The sequence below is a fragment of the Methylobacterium sp. HJ2 genome (assembly GCF_056431005.1).
This window is the reverse complement of the sequence record NZ_JBWJYM010000002.1, coordinates 529,924-544,643: the sequence shown is the minus strand read 5'-3', so window position 1 is coordinate 544,643 and position 14,720 is coordinate 529,924. Positions and strand designations below refer to the sequence as shown.

At 71.2% G+C, this 14,720-nt stretch carries 13 protein-coding genes; 4 read left to right on the top strand and 9 right to left on the bottom strand.

Annotated features, from left to right (window positions below; genetic code table 11):
• Positions 1 to 69: 69 nt before the first annotated feature.
• The 8 genes from holA to ACS5RC_RS07165 all read right to left on the bottom strand — a co-directional run bounded on the left by holA (position 70) and on the right by ACS5RC_RS07165 (position 8,361).
• Positions 70 to 1,104, bottom strand: a complete 1,035-nt coding sequence (gene holA, locus ACS5RC_RS07200) for a DNA polymerase III subunit delta (protein ID WP_478343141.1) — start codon at positions 1,102 to 1,104, stop codon at positions 70 to 72.
• Between the two features lie 77 nt (positions 1,105 to 1,181).
• Positions 1,182 to 1,727, bottom strand: coding sequence for an LPS assembly lipoprotein LptE (lptE, locus tag ACS5RC_RS07195; RefSeq protein WP_478343140.1), 546 nt, complete (start codon positions 1,725 to 1,727; stop codon positions 1,182 to 1,184).
• Positions 1,728 to 1,862: 135 nt separating this feature from the next.
• Positions 1,863 to 4,082 (bottom strand): TonB-dependent siderophore receptor, encoded by a 2,220-nt coding sequence (locus tag ACS5RC_RS07190; protein WP_478343139.1) that lies wholly within the window; start codon positions 4,080 to 4,082, stop codon positions 1,863 to 1,865.
• 126 nt (positions 4,083 to 4,208) lie between these two features.
• Positions 4,209 to 5,078, bottom strand: coding sequence for an acid phosphatase (locus ACS5RC_RS07185; protein ID WP_478343138.1), 870 nt, complete (start codon positions 5,076 to 5,078; stop codon positions 4,209 to 4,211).
• A 119-nt stretch (positions 5,079 to 5,197) separates the two neighbouring features.
• Positions 5,198 to 6,061, bottom strand: coding sequence for an alpha/beta fold hydrolase (locus ACS5RC_RS07180; RefSeq protein ID WP_478343137.1), 864 nt, complete (start codon positions 6,059 to 6,061; stop codon positions 5,198 to 5,200).
• Between the two features lie 20 nt (positions 6,062 to 6,081).
• Positions 6,082 to 6,936, bottom strand: a complete 855-nt coding sequence (gene dapD / locus ACS5RC_RS07175) for a 2,3,4,5-tetrahydropyridine-2,6-dicarboxylate N-succinyltransferase (protein ID WP_478343136.1) — start codon at positions 6,934 to 6,936, stop codon at positions 6,082 to 6,084.
• 106 nt (positions 6,937 to 7,042) lie between these two features.
• Positions 7,043 to 7,492 carry a cyclic nucleotide-binding domain-containing protein gene (locus ACS5RC_RS07170; protein ID WP_478343135.1) on the bottom strand — a complete coding sequence of 150 codons (450 nt, stop codon included), beginning with the start codon at positions 7,490 to 7,492 and terminating at the stop codon, positions 7,043 to 7,045.
• Between the two features lie 185 nt (positions 7,493 to 7,677).
• Complete coding sequence (locus tag ACS5RC_RS07165) at positions 7,678 to 8,361, bottom strand: response regulator transcription factor (RefSeq protein ID WP_478343134.1); 684 nt, start codon at positions 8,359 to 8,361, stop codon at positions 7,678 to 7,680.
• 365 nt (positions 8,362 to 8,726) lie between these two features.
• On the opposite strand from ACS5RC_RS07165, the gene ACS5RC_RS07160 reads away from it, so the two are divergent.
• Positions 8,727 to 9,263: a L,D-transpeptidase family protein gene (locus ACS5RC_RS07160; protein WP_478343133.1), complete on the top strand. Its 537-nt coding sequence runs from the start codon at positions 8,727 to 8,729 to the stop codon at positions 9,261 to 9,263.
• Positions 9,264 to 9,470: 207 nt separating this feature from the next.
• A complete protein-coding gene (locus ACS5RC_RS07155) occupies positions 9,471 to 9,932 on the top strand; it encodes a MarR family winged helix-turn-helix transcriptional regulator (protein ID WP_478343132.1) in 462 nt (153 codons plus the stop codon).
• A gap of 4 nt (positions 9,933 to 9,936) precedes the next feature.
• On the opposite strand, the gene ACS5RC_RS07150 is transcribed toward ACS5RC_RS07155, so the two are convergent.
• Positions 9,937 to 10,701: a YggS family pyridoxal phosphate-dependent enzyme gene (locus ACS5RC_RS07150; RefSeq protein WP_478343131.1), complete on the bottom strand. Its 765-nt coding sequence runs from the start codon at positions 10,699 to 10,701 to the stop codon at positions 9,937 to 9,939.
• Positions 10,702 to 10,889: 188 nt separating this feature from the next.
• On the opposite strand from ACS5RC_RS07150, the gene leuS reads away from it, so the two are divergent.
• Positions 10,890 to 13,532, top strand: a complete 2,643-nt coding sequence (gene leuS / locus ACS5RC_RS07145) for a leucine--tRNA ligase (RefSeq protein WP_478343130.1) — start codon at positions 10,890 to 10,892, stop codon at positions 13,530 to 13,532.
• Between the two features lie 440 nt (positions 13,533 to 13,972).
• The gene (locus ACS5RC_RS07140) at positions 13,973 to 14,599 is read left to right on the top strand and encodes a ribonuclease D (protein ID WP_478343129.1); all 627 of its coding nucleotides are present in this window, start codon (positions 13,973 to 13,975) and stop codon (positions 14,597 to 14,599) included.
• The last annotated feature ends 121 nt before the right edge of the window (positions 14,600 to 14,720 follow it).

Here is a 14,720-nt window from a genome sequence, read left to right as displayed (position 1 = left end):
GTCTGGCGGAGGCGTACGGGGAACGATTCGGCCGGACTCCCCGTGCCGGCCTCTCCGGGCGAACCGGCGTCAGCCGCCCCGGCGCCGCGCCGCCTGCCCGGCGATGCGCAGGAGCGCGGCGTTGGCGCTGGCATGGGCGAGTCCCGGCTCCGCCCGGCGGCAGGCCAGGACCGCCTCCTGCAGGATCTGGATGGCTTGCCGGAGCGCGTTCGGGCCCCAGGCGGCGAGCTGTGCCTCGACGCCGGCCTTGCGCTTGAAGTGCAGGCCGCGCCAGGAGGCCACCAGCAGGCTCGGGCTCTTGTCCGGGCCCTCGAGCCGGCTCGCCAGCAGCGCCATCGCGTGGCGAAGCGCTTGGCCCAGCATCATCGAGGGATCGAGCCCCTCGTGGCGGAAGCGCCGGTAGTCGCGCTCCACCTCGGCCGTCCGTCCGCCGAAGGCCGCGTCGATCAGGGTGTTGAGCACGCTGGCGGCGACGTCGCTCACCACCGCCTCGACGTCGTCCAGGCCGACGCTGCCCTGCCCCTGGGCGTAGAGCGCGAGCTTCTCGATCTCCGACAGGCTCGCGCGCCGGTCGCCGCCGAGGCTCTGGCTCAGCACCTCGCGGGCCTCGCGGGCGATGCGCAGGCCGTGCGCCTCGAGCGTCCGGTCGATCAGCTCGGCGAGCGCCCGCTCGTCGTCCGGGTAGCACGGGATGGCGAGGGCCTTGGGCGAGCGCTCGCAGAGCGTGCGCAGCGGTGCGGATTTGGCGAGATCCCCGGCCTCGACCACGATGCGGGTGCCGGTGATCTCGGCTTTGAGCACCGTCTCGACGGCCGGCGCGTAGTTGCGGCTGCCCGGGCGGACCCAGATCGTGCGCTTGTCGCCGAACAGACCCACGGTGCCGGCCTCGTCCATCAGGCGGCCGGGATCGGCGGCGAGGGTGTCGCCGTCGATCCGCACCAGGGCGAAGGGATCGTTGGGGTCCGTGACGAAGCTCTCGGCCAGGCGCTTGGCGCGCTCCACGACGAGCCCGGTATCGGGCCCGTAGACGAGGATCACCGGGATGCGCGGGTCGGGTCCGCGCCGGATCAGGGCCTCGGCCTCGTGCGCCTTGACGGCGGTCAACGGCCCTGCCCCGCCGCGTTCGCGACGTGCCGTTCGCCCTCAGGACCGCCTGTCGCGCTCAAGACCGCCTCGCACGCTCAGGACTTGGCGGACAGCACCGAGGCGACGCGCGTCTTGATCTGCTCGGCCAGCACCTTCGCGAGGCGGATCTCGGCGTCGCGCGCGGCGCGCTGGCTGGCGAAGCGCTGCACCGAGCGCTCGTAGGTGGTGGTGGAGGTGGCGACGCCCTCGGTGATCACCCGCGTCCCGTCGAGGCTCTCGAGGCTGAAGCGCACGTTGCCCACCAGGGTGCCGGCCTCGGCCCGCCCGGTCTGGGTCGAGACGATCGGCGTCTGCACCGTCTCGCTCGCCTGCATCTTCAGGCGGTAGCGCTTCGGCGAGGGCTGGCCCGAGCCGTCGAGATCGAAGATCAGCTCGCTGCGCAGGTAATGCCCGAGCCGGTCCTGGTCCTGCGCCGTCGTGACGTCGTCGACCTGGATCGCGGCGAGCAGCACGCCCATCGATTCGCCCGACGCCGTGGGCCCGTAGAGCGGGCGGAAGCAGGCCGAGAGGCCGAGCGTCAGCGCAGCCGCGCATGCGAGCCGGCTCGCCGCCCGCAATCCCCGTCCCGCCGACCGCCCCATCCGCGCGCTTCCCACACTCATCATCCGCTCTTTACGGGCAGCCCCGCGCCCGCGCCATCAGCATGACGCGCAAGCGCTTACGATTTCTCTCCCTACGCAGCCTCTGCGGCGAGACCGTGATGGGCGGGGCCGCGCTCACCAGCGGTAGATCAGGCTGCCGATGACGGTGGCCGGAGAGCCGCGGTAGCAGTTCCCGAACGCGCAGGTGTTATAGCTGCGGTCGAAGATGTTGTAGCCGTTGATCTGGGCCCGGAAGCCCTTGTAGCGCGGATCCAGGGCCGCGAAGTCGTAGGCGACGAGGGCGTCGTACAGCGTCACGGTGGGATTGCGGACGGTGTTGTCGTCGTCGGCGTAGCTCGTGCCGATGTAGCGGAGGCCGCCGCCGATGGTCAGGCCGCGCAGCGCCGAGGCGGCGGGAAACGCGTAGGTCAGGAACGAGGCGTAGGTGTCGCCCGGGATGCCGGACACCAGATTCCCGTCCTGGGTCTGGCCCGTGAACGAGGTCTGGCGCAGGAACCGGACGTCGAGGTGGGTGTAGGCGATCGTCAGGTTCGTGCCCGGCGCGAGGTTCGCCGTGGCCTCCGCCTCGAAGCCGCGCGAGCGCACGGAGCCCGAGGCGGTCTGGAAGGCTTGGTTGGCGGGGTCGGTGCGCAGGATGCTCGACTGCACGATGTCGAAGCCCGCGAAGGCGGCCTGGATGTTCGTGCCGGGGATCAGATACTTCACCCCCGCCTCGATCTGGTCGCCGGTGGCCGGCTTGAACGCGGTCCCGCGCGCGTCCGTCCCCACCTGCGGCGTGAAGGTCGTCGCGTAGCTTGCATAGGGCACGAGACCCGGGGCCAGAACGTAACCGAGGCCGACGCGTCCGGTGAAGGCGGCGTCGTCCTGATGCGTCACCGCGCTCGCCGGCGAGACCTGGTTGTCCTGAAAGACCCAGTCCTGGCGCCCGTTCAGGGTCAGGATGAAGTCGCCGAGCTTGGCCTGATCCTGAAGGTAGAGGCCGATCTGGTTCTGGATCTGGCGGGTGGGGCTCCCGAGGGTCGGGGTCGGAATGAATTGCTGGCCGTAGTTTCGGGTGACGAGATCGAGCGGCGGAACCTCGTTGCTGGTCAGGGCCCCGAACCGGTTGCTCAGCGCGTAGCGGGTGTAATCCAGGCCTGCGACCAGGGTGTGGGCGACCGGGCCGGTGGTGAGGTGCGCCTCGACCTGATTGTCCAGCGTCTGCTGGACCAGACCTTCGCGGATGTAGCCGTTCGACCGCAGGCCGAGGGTGCGCGCGTCGTTGATGGAATCGATGTTGGTGTACTTCGCGCTCAGGAAGATGCCGTAGTGGCGGAAGTTCTGCCGGACGATCAGGTCGGGCGAGATGCGGTGCTCGAAGGCGTAGCCGATGCGGTACTGCGTCTCGTCGAGGCCGGCGAAGCGCGGGTCGCCGCTGTAGAAACGGCTCACTCGGAAGCCCGGGTCGTTGTAGTAGAACACCGTGGCCGGCGTGTTCCGGACCTGGTACTCGCCGAGCAGCGTGAGGGTGGTGTCCGCCGAGGGCTTCCAGGTGAAGGCCGGTGCGATGTTGAGCTGGTCGTCGTTGGTGCCACGGCCGATGAAGGTGCCGGCTTCGCGGCGCACGCCGGTCAGCCGGTAGGCCATCGTGCCGTCCGATCCCTCGAGGGGGCCGCCGATGTCGAAGTTGCCCTGGTAGCGGTCGTAGCTGCCCCTCTGGAACCAGATCTCGCCGAAGGAGGCGAAGACCGGGCGCTTGCTCGTCGCATCGAGGATGCCGCCCGGCGAGCCCAGGCCGTAGAGGCCCGACGCCGGCCCGCGCAGGACGGTGACGGCCTCCAGCCCGTAGGGCTCGATGCGCGGAAAGATGAAGCCGCTGCCGATTTGGCGCAGGCCGTCGCGGTAGGTGCCGTTGTTGCTGAGGACGTCGAAGCCGCGGATGAAAATCTGATCGAAGCGCGGATCGAAGCCCGAGACGTTGATCGCGGCGCCCGGCACGTAGGCCAGCGCATCGCTGAAGGTCTGGACGTTGCGGTCGTTGATCTGCTCGCGGGTGACGACGCTCACCGATTGCGGCGTCTCGATGAGGGGCGTGTTGGTTTTCGTCGCTGTCGTGGCGACCCGGGCGACGTAGCCGGTGATCCCGGAGGGACCGCCCCCGCCGCCGCTCGTGGCGGCCGTACCGCCATCGCCGCTGCTGAGATTGCCGCCGACCTCGCTCACCGCCGGTTGCGCCGTCGACTCGACGGAGATCTGGTCGAGCTGGACGCTCGCCCCCTGGGCCAGGGCCGGTCCCGCGGCGAGGAGCGAGGCGATGGCCGCTGACGGCGCGAACGAACGGGCTGGGACGGGCATGGTCTCTCTCGGGCGCGATGCCTCGCGGGAGGCGCACCGTGGGATGCCCGGTCAAGCTTACGTGATCAAGATAAAACCAGCCACTTACCTTATATTGGATCGATTACAGGTTGAACTTAAAAGTATTCAAAACTGTAGTGCCGGCTCTTTCAGGGCCTCGATCTCACGGGTGCAGATCGCCTTGTCGGGTGCCGTGGCCGGCTTTGCCAGCGCCTTGGCGAGTTCGGCCCGCGCCTTGTCCATGTCGGCCCGGAAGGCGGCATCGCCCGTCAGGGCGGCGAAAACCGCCGAGCCGTTGACGCGGCCGGCCGCGACGTCGGTCAGCCAATGCACCCCGCAGACGATGCGGCTCTCGCCATAGGCCCGGCCGCGGGCGAGGATCCCGGTCGCCTTCTCGGGGACGAGGGAGGCCATCATCAGGGCGAAGGCCCAGCCCTGCGTCGCGTGGCCGGACGGGTAGCTGAAGCTGTCGGCGAGCATCTGGGTCCGCTGCACGCAGATCGGCGCCTCGTTGCCGACGAAGGGCCGCAGGCGGCGGTAATGCACCTTGGTGGCCCGCGTGGCCCGCGCGATGTCGAGCCGCGCGCGCTCGAACAGATTGATCACCGCGGGCACGTGGGCCTGGTCGATCCGGGTGCCGAGGACGCAGGCGAAGGTCTCGAGGATCGCGGGCGCGCCCTCGGCCACGTCGTTGGCGGCCAGCTCCCAGCGCGGGGTGCCCTTGAGGGTGCGGGTGGCGTTGAAGGTGTTGCGGTCGACCGTATCCAGGGCGGAATGGCTCGGCGGCGGCGGCGTCAGGATCTGGATCGTGTCCGGCGCCGTCGCATCGCTCAGGTAGGGCTTCGCGGGAGCCCGATCGGGCGTCAGCGTCTCCATGCCGATGGATGGGGCGGATGTCGGCTTCTGCGGAGCGTCCTCCGCGCTCGCCGGCAGGGGCGCCGCCACGAGGAGCGCCAGCAGCGTCAGGAGGGGCAGTCGGGAGCGGGCAGGGGGCATCGGGTCCGGTGGCGTCGCGTTCCTCGGAAGCTGCTGAGCATAGGGCGGAACCTGCGACACGCCTATGGCAACCGACCTCCACTCCGCGACGGCGTCGAGGCCGTGCCAGAGCCGGTCGCTCAGGCGGCGCGGATCGCGGCGGCGACGGCGTCCGGGTATTCCTCGTGCGGGCTCAGCGCGCCGGGCACCGGGCTTGCGACGACCCGGCCGCTCGCCACGAGGGCGTCCATCTCCGCGGCCGAGCGGCGCGGGGCCCTCTCCGGCCGCAGCACCCGGATCGGCGGCAGGGCGCCGGCGAACAGGGCGAGGAATTCGGCGCGGCTGCCGACCGGGTCGAGGCCGCCGGTGACGAAGGCCGCCGTGCCGAAGCGCCCGCCGCGCTGGCGGGTCACCGCGTGCTTCTCGGCCACGAGGTTCGGGGTGACGTGAGCCGGATCGGCATAGACGTGGGCGCGCATCATCCGTCCGATCACCGGCGGGCTGATGTTGATGCGGTAGAGCGCGTCGCCGAGGAGCGGCGTCTCGACGGCGCGACGGATGCGCCCGAACCAGTGCGCGCGCTCCGGCCCCATCGCGGTCGGCAGCGGGCCGCGCCAGGTCGGCGCCACCAGCACGAGCCGGCCGAATGCGCCGGGATGACGGGCGGCCGCCGCCACGAGGTAGCCCGCCGCATGGCCCGCCGCGACGCCGAGGGCGTAGGGGCCCGGCCGGGCTGCGAGCAGCGCGTCCAAGAAAGCGTGCAGGGTCGCCGGCTCGAGGGGCAGGCGCGGGCGCGCCCGGTCCCCGAAGCCCGGCCAGTCGGGGATGCGGGCGCGATACCCGTCGAGCGCGGTGGCGAGCCGCCGCATCTCCGCCCGCGCCGAGATGGTCGAGAGCGCCGGCAGCAGCAGGGCCGGTTCACCCGCACCGACGAGGTCGCAAGGCGTGGGGCAGGGACGTCCGGCGACCGTGAGGTCCAGGGTCTCGCTCGCGGCCGCGTCCACGCGTCCCTCCCGTCTCACGATCAGTCGCGCAGCAGATCGTTGATGCTGGTCTTGGCGCGAGTCTGTGCGTCGACCCGCTTCACGATCACCGCGCAGTACAGCGAGGGGCCGGGCGAGCCGTCCGGCAGCGGCTTGCCGGGCAGGGCGCCCGGCACCACCACGGAATAGGCCGGCACGCGCCCGCGGAAGACCTCGCCCGTCTCGCGGTCGATGATCTTGGTGGAGGCGCCGATGAAGACGCCCATGGAGAGCACGGCGCCGCGCTCGACCACGACGCCCTCGACCACCTCGGAGCGCGCGCCGATGAAGCAATCGTCCTCGATCACGACCGGGCCGGCCTGGAGCGGCTCCAGCACGCCGCCGATGCCGACGCCGCCCGACAGATGGACGTTCTTGCCGATCTGGGCGCAGGAGCCCACGGTCGCCCAGGTATCCACCATCGTGCCCGTGCCCACATGGGCGCCGAGATTGACGAAGGACGGCATCAGGATCACCCCCGGCGCGATGTAGGCCGAGCGGCGGACCACGGCGCCCGGCACCACGCGGAAGCCGGCGGCGCGGAAGCGGTTCTCGCCCCAGCCCTCGAACTTCGAGGGCACCTTGTCCCAGGCGGGCGCGCCCGCCGCGCCCGCCGGCACCGCGACCATCTCGTTGAGGCGGAAGGACAGCAGCACCGCCTTCTTCAGCCATTGGTTGACCTGCCACGCATCGCCGACCTTCTCGGCGACCCGGGCCTTGCCCTCGTCGAGCAGAGTCAGCGCCGTCTCCACGGCCTCGCGGACGGGGCCGCGGGTGCCGGTATCGATGGAGGCGCGCTCCTCCCAGGCGTTCTCGAGAGTGCGCGCGAGATCGGCGTGGGGCTCGGCCTGGGACATGGTCTTTCCGGGGATGGTCTGGTGCGAAGGCCCGTGCTTACAGAGGCCCGTCCGGCCTGTCACCTCGGCGGCACCGGGTGAGCGTCGCGGCGATCCGCGGGCGGGATCATCCGAGCATCAGCCCACGCACGCGGGCGAGATCCTCCGAGAGCGCGGCCAGATCCTCGGCGAGGGCGGCGTGGATGGCGACCGCGGCGGCGGGGAATTCCTCGAGCATGCGGCGCATCAGCGTGGGGGCGACGCGCAGGACGGTGGCGGGCTCGGCGGCGCGGGCCTCGCTCGGGCGCTCGCCCGGGACCAGCAGCGCGAGCTGTCCGATCAATCCGCCGCGACCGACGCTGACCGGCTCGGCCCCGGCCACCCGCGGCGTCAGCACGATCGTGCCCGAGACGACCACGTAGCCGCCGTCGCACGGGTCGCCGCGCCGGAACAGGATCGCGTCGGCCTCAAGGTCCCGCCGCTCCGAGGCGAAGGAGAGCAGGCGCAGCGCGTCCTGGCCGAAGAAGCGGAACAGCGGCGCGGCGGCAAGGACAGCGATGTCGTCGTCGAGCCCCAACGCCGTGGTCCCCGAACCGCCGGGACCTGCGGCGATCCCGTCGGATCCACGGCCTCGGGGGTCTCGCTTGCGGTTTCAGCCATCGGCACGCGTCCGCGCCGGGATCCCGGTCTGCGGAGGCGCGCTGGCACAAGCCGCGGTTCTAGCCGAACTGTGCGGCCGGGACGATGCGTCGGCGCAAAAAATCAGGGCAGAAGCTTGTAGCCCCCGCCTTCCGTGACGAGAATCGCGGCGGTGGCCGGGTTGGGCTCGATCTTCTGGCGCAGGCGGTAGATGTGGGTCTCGAGGGTGTGGGTGGTCACGTGGGCGTTGTAGCCCCAGACCTCGGCGAGCAGCGTGTCGCGGCCCACCACCTCGCGCCCGGCCCGATACAGGAAGCGCAGGATCGCGGTCTCCTTCTCGGTGAGCTTCAGCTTGGAGCCGCGCTCGCCGATCAGCAGCTTGGCGCCCGGCCGGAAGGTGTAGGGCCCGATCTGGAAGACCGCGTCCTCGGAAGCCTCGTGGCTGCGCAGGTGCGCGCGGATGCGGGCGAGCAGGATCCCGAACTTGAACGGCTTGGTGACGTAGTCGTTGGCGCCCGCTTCCAGGCCCTCGACGGTGTCCTCCTCGGAATCCTGCGCCGTGAGCATGATCACCGGCCCGCGGAAGCCGTTGCGGCGCATCGCCCGCACCGCCTCGCGCCCGTCCATGTCGGGCAGGCCGACATCCATCACCGCGAGGTCGACGCGCATCTCCGCCACGCCCGCGATCGCCGCCGCGCCGTTGCTCGCCGGCAGCACCGTGAACTCGTCGTAGCCGTCGAGCTGCTCGGTCAGGGTCTCGCGCAGGATCGCGTCGTCGTCGCAGATCAGGATCCGATAGGCGTTCATCGTCCGAACAACTCTCACAGGGCACGACGGGGCCGAGTCGAGCCCGGCCCGGCCTCCTGGAAGAGGCCGGGACGGCGGACGCAGGCGGATCCCCCGAACCCGGGTCTGACCGATCCGGGCATATGCAACAGGATAATGCGCTTTTCACGGCTGGGAATTGCCTTGTGCGCAATGTTCATCATTTTTCCGCACTCTTCCCCTGTCCCGGCGCCGCTCCGCCCCGTCCGGCGCCGCTTCCGAAGGGTGCCGGACCGCGCTCCGCGCAGCGAGACCCCATGCGACCTGTGAAGACCTCAAGCAAAACCCCAGGCAGGATCTCAGGCAAGACCTCAGGCAAGACCCGGGCGAAGTCCCGTGACCGCGCGGTGGTCCGCACGACACTGTCGTCCCTGCTGGTTCGCCCGTCGGTCGCCGACCGGCGACGCGGCGAAATCCTGCTGCCCGGCGCGGTGATCCCCTGCGCGCTTGGCGCCGCCGGCATCGTCGGCGCCAAGCGCGAGGGGGACGGCGGCTCCCCGCGCGGTCGCTTCCGCCTGCGTGGCGGCGCGTACCGGCACGATCATCTCGGCAGACGGCCGGCCACGGCCCTGCCGCTGCACCGGACGCGGCCCGAGGACGGCTGGTGCGACGACCGCCACGACCGGCGCTACAATCGCCCGATCCGCCTGCCGGCGCCGGGCGTCAGCGCCGAGCGGATGTGGCGGGACGACGGCCTCTACGACGTGGTGATCGACCTCGACCACAATCGCGGCCCGATTCGCCCCGGACGGGGCTCGGCGATCTTCCTGCACGTGGCGCGCTCGGGCTTCCGCCCGACGGAGGGCTGCGTGGCCGTGCGCCTGCAGGATCTCCTGCGCCTGCTTCGGCGGATCGGCCCGCGCACCCATCTGCGGATCGGCTGACAGGTCGATTCGCAGGGGTCTGCCGGCGAACCGATGCAGCCCGACGCGGCAAAGATTGTTAAACTTTCGGTTGAATGATCGCGCCGCCGCGGGCGGGGTGGGCGGCGCGCTCGCGCGGACCGACCCCCGGGCCATCGTGACAGGCCGCGACGGTCGCGTTCGGAGGGAGATCACGGCATGCCATCGTCCGGACGACACGGTGCGGACGTGCCTTCCGCGGGCGACCTGCCGCCGCCGGACCGGCTCGGTTCGGCGCTCATCGCCGCGCCCTGCCACTGTCTCGCGGTCCGTCAGGCCGCGCGCCACGTCACCCAGCTCTACGACCGGTATCTCGTCGAGGTCGGCCTGCGGGCGACGCAGTATGCCGTCCTGGCGATCCTCGCCCGTGCGGGCCCGATGGCGGTGAGCGAGCTGGCCCAGCATCTCGTGATGGACCGGACTGCCACCGGCCGGGCGCTGCGCCCGCTGGAGCGCGACGGGCTCGTCGACAACCGGACGGGGCGGGACGCCCGGACCCGCGCGCTCAGCCTCACCGCGGCCGGACAGGACCGGCTCCGGGCGGCCCGTCCGGTCTGGTCCCGGGCTCAGGCCGCGTTCGAGGCGCAGTACGGCGCGCGCGAGGCGGATGCGCTGCGGCTGTCGCTGGCGCGGGTCGTGGGCCGCGCCTGACGCGTCAGGCCTTGCGGGTGCGGGCGCCGAAGATCGCGGTGCCGACCCGGACATGGGTGGCGCCGAGTTGGATCGCCGCCGGATAGTCCGCGCTCATGCCCATCGACAGGATCGGCAGGTTGTGCTCCCGCGCGATGCGGGCGAGCAGGGCGAAATGGGCCGAGGGCGGGTCCTCGACCGGGGGCACGCACATCAGGCCGTCGATCGCGAGGCCGTACGTGCCGCGGCACGCGGCGAGCAGGACGTCGACCTGATCGACCGCGACGCCGCCCTTCTGGGGCTCGTCCCCGGTGTTCACCTGGATCAGGAGCTTCGGCGTCCGCCCGGTCCGGGCGATCTCCTTGGCGAGCGCGGCGGCGAGGGAGAGCCGGTCGAGCGCGTGGATCACGTCGAACAGCTCCACCGCCTCGCGGGCCTTGTTCGATTGCAGCGGGCCGACGAGGTGGAGTTCCACATCCGGGTATCGCCGGCGCAGATCGGGCCACTTGGCCTTCGATTCCTGCACGTAGTTCTCGCCGAACACCCGGTGCCCCGCCTCCAGCGCCGGCAGGATGGCCTCGGCGGGCACGGTCTTGGAGACCGCTACGAGGTGCACCGATGCGGGATTGCGCCCGCAATCTTCCGCCGCCTGGGCGATGCCGGCCCGCACCTCGGCGAGCCCCGCGGCGACGTCGGCGACGCCGACCGGGGGCTTCTCGACCGGTGGGGTCTCGACGGGCGGAACGTCCTCGGCCGAGGTCTCGACAGGGGCGGGGGCATCGTCGGTCATGCGGGAATCGTCCGGAGCTTCACGACGGGGGACCTACCAATCCGAACGCCGGCCGCAAGCCGGAAGCTCCGATCCGGCTCGCAGAGCAGCGTCTCGCAGCGCGATTGACCCGGCGCGCCGTGGATATGCTAGTGCCGGGCCCAGCCGCGCATCCGCCGCGATGCCCTCCGAGCGCCTCGATCCGAGCCATGACGAACACCCCGACCCCCGATTCGCGGACCGCACCCGACCCGCGGTCGGCGCCCGACCCTCGGTCGGCGCCCGAGCGCTACAACGCCAAGGATGCCGAGCCGCGCTGGCAGCAGGCCTGGGGGCAGGCCAAGATCTTCGAGACCCAGAACGACGACACCCGCCCGAAATACTACGTGTTGGAGATGTTCCCCTACCCGTCGGGGCGCATCCACATGGGTCACGTGCGCAACTACGCGATGGGCGACGTGGTGGCCCGCTACAAGCGCGCCAGGGGCTTCAACGTGCTCCACCCAATGGGCTGGGACGCCTTCGGGCTGCCCGCCGAGAACGCCGCCATCGAGCGCAAGGTCAACCCGCGCGACTGGACCTACGCCAACATCGCGGCGATGCGCGCCCAGCTCCAGGCGATGGGCCTGTCGCTCGACTGGAGCCGCGAGATCGCGACCTGCGATCCGGACTACTACAAGCACCAGCAGCGCATGTTCCTCGATTTCCTGGACAAGGGGCTGGTCACGCGCCGCACCGCGAAGGTGAACTGGGATCCGGTCGATCACACGGTGCTTGCCAACGAGCAGGTGATCGACGGGCGCGGCTGGCGCTCGGGCGCGCTGGTGGAGAGCCGCGAGCTGACCCAGTGGTTCTTCAAGATCACGGACTTCGCCGAGGACCTGCTCGCGGCGCTGGACGGCCTCGAGCGCTGGCCCGAGAAGGTCCGGCTGATGCAGAGGAACTGGATCGGGAAGTCGGAGGGGCTCGAGGTCCGCTTCGCCCTGGCGCAGGCGACCGCCGGGTACGGCGAGATCAAGGTCTACACCACGCGGCCCGACACGCTCTTCGGTGCGCGCTTCCTCGCCATCGCGGCCGACCATCCGCTGGCCGCCGCGCTCGCGGCAACCCGCCCCGAGCTGCAGGACTTCATCGAGGCCTGCCGCCGCATCGGCACGGCCCAGGAGGCGATCGACACCGCCGAGAAGCTTGGGCACGACACCGGGCTCACCGTGCGCCATCCCCTCGACCCGTCCTGGGAGCTGCCGGTCTACGTCGCGAACTTCGTGCTGATGGAGTACGGCACCGGTGCGGTCTTCGGCTGCCCGGCCCACGACCAGCGCGATCTCGACTTCGCCAACAAGTACCGGCTCGGCAACACGCCGGTGGTCTGCCCGGAGGATCAGGACCCCGCGACCTTCGTCATCACCGACACGGCCTATGTCGAGGACGGGCGCATGATCAATTCGCGCTTCCTCGACGGGATGACCACGCACGAGGCCTTCGAGGCGGTGGCGAACCGGCTCTCGGAGGAGATCGTCGCCGGCGCGCCCGTCGCCGCCCGCAAGGTGCAGTTCCGCCTGCGCGACTGGGGCGTCTCGCGCCAGCGCTACTGGGGCTGCCCGATCCCGATCATCCATTGCGAATCCTGCGGGCCGGTGCCGGTGCCGGTGGACGACCTGCCGGTGCGCCTGCCCGAGACGGTCTCGTTCGACCAGCCCGGCAACCCGCTGGAGCGTGACCAGGCTTGGCGCAACGTGCCGTGCCCGCGCTGCGGCGCCGCGGCGCGCCGCGAGACCGACACGATGGACACCTTCGTCGATTCGTCCTGGTACTACGCCCGCTTCACCGCGCCCTGGCTCGCCGAGGCGCCGACCGACCGGGCGATCGTCGATCACTGGCTCGCCGTCGATCAGTATATCGGGGGCGTCGAGCACGCGATCCTGCACCTCCTCTACGCCCGCTTCTTCATGCGGGCGATGCGCGAGACCGGCTGGTCGGGCGTGGCCGAGCCCTTCGCCGGCCTGTTCACGCAGGGCATGGTCGTCCACGAGACCTACAAGGACGAGGCCGGCGCCTGGGTGCCGCCCGCCGAGATCCGTTTCGAGGGCGCGGGGCCGGAGCGCCGGGCGTTCCACGTGAAAACCGGCGCGCCGGTGGCGATCGGCGCCATCGAGAAGATGTCGAAGTCCAAGAAGAACGTGGTCGATCCCGACGACATCATCGCGAGCTACGGCGCCGACACCGCGCGCTGGTTCATGCTCTCCGATTCCCCGCCGGACCGCGACGTGATCTGGACGGAGGAGGGGGTGCAGGGTGCCGCCCGCTTCGTCCAGCGCATCTGGCGGCTCGTCAATGCCGCGGCCGGCGCCGCCGGCGACGGCACGGCCGATCTCGCGTTGCGCAAGGCCGCCCACCGGGCGCTCGCCGCGGTGGAAGAGGATGTCGAGCGGCTGCGCTTCAACCGCTGCGTCGCCCATGTCTACACCCTCGGCAACGCCCTGGAGGAGGCCCTGCGCGGGCCCGTCTCGACGGCGGCGGCAGGGGAGGGGGCCGGCATCCTGGTCCAGCTCATCGCCCCGATGATGCCCCATCTCGCCGAGGAATGCTGGCAGGCGTTGGGCCGTCCGGGCCTCGTCGCCGAGGCGCCCTGGCCGGTGCTCGACCGGAATCTTCTCATCGAGGACGAGATCACCCTGCCGGTGCAGATCAACGGCAAGAAGCGGGCGGACGTCACCGTCCCCCGCGACGCCGACGCCAGGGCCGTCGAGGCTGCCACCCTGGCGCTGGAGGCGGTGCAGAAGGTGCTGGAGGGTCGCGCCCCCCGCAAGGTGATCGTGGTGCCGGGCCGGATCGTGAACCTCGTGGTGTGAGGGAGGAGTCGCCCGGCGGGGTTTGCAGCTTCAAACATCTTTGATGAACCCCGCGCGCTTCCCTCCCCCCTCTGCGGGGGAGGGTGCCTGCGGAGCAGGCGGGAGAGGGGAGCGACGGTGCAGGACGGCGCTCCGCATCGACGCTGGGCCGTATCCCGAAGCGTCGCCCCCTCTCCCGACCCGCTTCGCGGGCCACCCTCCCCCGCAGAGGGGGGAGGGGAGAACCCGCGCCCGCAGGGCATTCCGGAATGGAAGCGGGCGATGTGTGATGTCGCTGGCCCGCGGAGGGGGACTGAAACACCCGGGCGCCGTCCGCGACGTGCGAACAGGACAGCGCCTTGGGGCGCGGCGCCGATCAAGGTGGGGGCACCGCCCTTGTCCGCTCCGGGCCCGGGTGATACCGGGCCACCTCTCCCGTCCGACCGCCCGAAGATCCCCCGATGCCCAGCGCCCCGACCGTTCGCCTCCACCGCGGCGACCTGCCCGCGGATTACGCGCCGGGAGCGGCGATCGCCATCGACACCGAGACGCTCGGGCTGAATCCCCACCGAGACCGGCTCTGCGTGGTCCAGATCTCGACGGGGGACGGCACCGCCGACGTGGTGCAGATCCCCGCTCAGGGGCCCGAGCCGGAGGTTCTGAAGCGGGTCCTCGCCGATCCCGGCGTCCTCAAGATCTTCCACTTCGCCCGCTTCGATCTCGCGGTGCTCTACAACCGGTTCGGCGTGATGCCGACGCCGGTCTACTGCACCAAGATCGCCTCCAAGCTCGCCCGGACCTATACCGACCGGCACGGCCTGAAGGACGTCGTCCGCGAACTCGTCGGCGTCGATCTCTCGAAGCAGCAGCAATCCTCGGACTGGGGCGCCGAGACCCTGAGCCAGGCGCAGCTCGATTATGCGGCCTCGGACGTGCTGCACCTCCACGCCGCCCGCGCGCGCCTCGACGCGATGCTCGCCCGCGAGGACCGCACCGATCTGGCCGCCGCCTGCTTCGCCTTCCTGCCCACGCGCGCGCGCCTCGACCTCGACGGGTGGCCGGAAACCGACATTTTCGCCCATGCCTGATCGTCGCCCGCGCCAGGGCATGCCCGGTTGCACGGACGTGCGCCCGCGCACATCCTGAGGCGGGTGGAACGCCTCAGCATTCCGCCCGCTTCGCCAAACGGCGCATAAGGTTGAAGTTTCC

Bases quoted from the DNA above. Each gene is read 5' to 3' on its own strand.
- lptE (WP_478343140.1), bottom strand. From the start codon at position 1,727: ATGGGGCGGTCGGCGGGACGGGGATTGCGGGCGGCGAGCCGGCTCGCA.
- ACS5RC_RS07190 (WP_478343139.1), bottom strand. From the start codon at position 4,082: ATGCCCGTCCCAGCCCGTTCGTTCGCGCCGTCAGCGGCCATCGCCTCG.
- ACS5RC_RS07185 (WP_478343138.1), bottom strand. From the start codon at position 5,078: ATGCCCCCTGCCCGCTCCCGACTGCCCCTCCTGACGCTGCTGGCGCTC.
- dapD (WP_478343136.1), bottom strand. From the start codon at position 6,936: ATGTCCCAGGCCGAGCCCCACGCCGATCTCGCGCGCACTCTCGAGAAC.
- ACS5RC_RS07165 (WP_478343134.1), bottom strand. From the start codon at position 8,361: ATGAACGCCTATCGGATCCTGATCTGCGACGACGACGCGATCCTGCGC.
- ACS5RC_RS07150 (WP_478343131.1), bottom strand. From the start codon at position 10,701: ATGACCGACGATGCCCCCGCCCCTGTCGAGACCTCGGCCGAGGACGTT.
- leuS (WP_478343130.1), top strand. From the start codon at position 10,890: ATGACGAACACCCCGACCCCCGATTCGCGGACCGCACCCGACCCGCGG.
- ACS5RC_RS07140 (WP_478343129.1), top strand. From the start codon at position 13,973: ATGCCCAGCGCCCCGACCGTTCGCCTCCACCGCGGCGACCTGCCCGCG.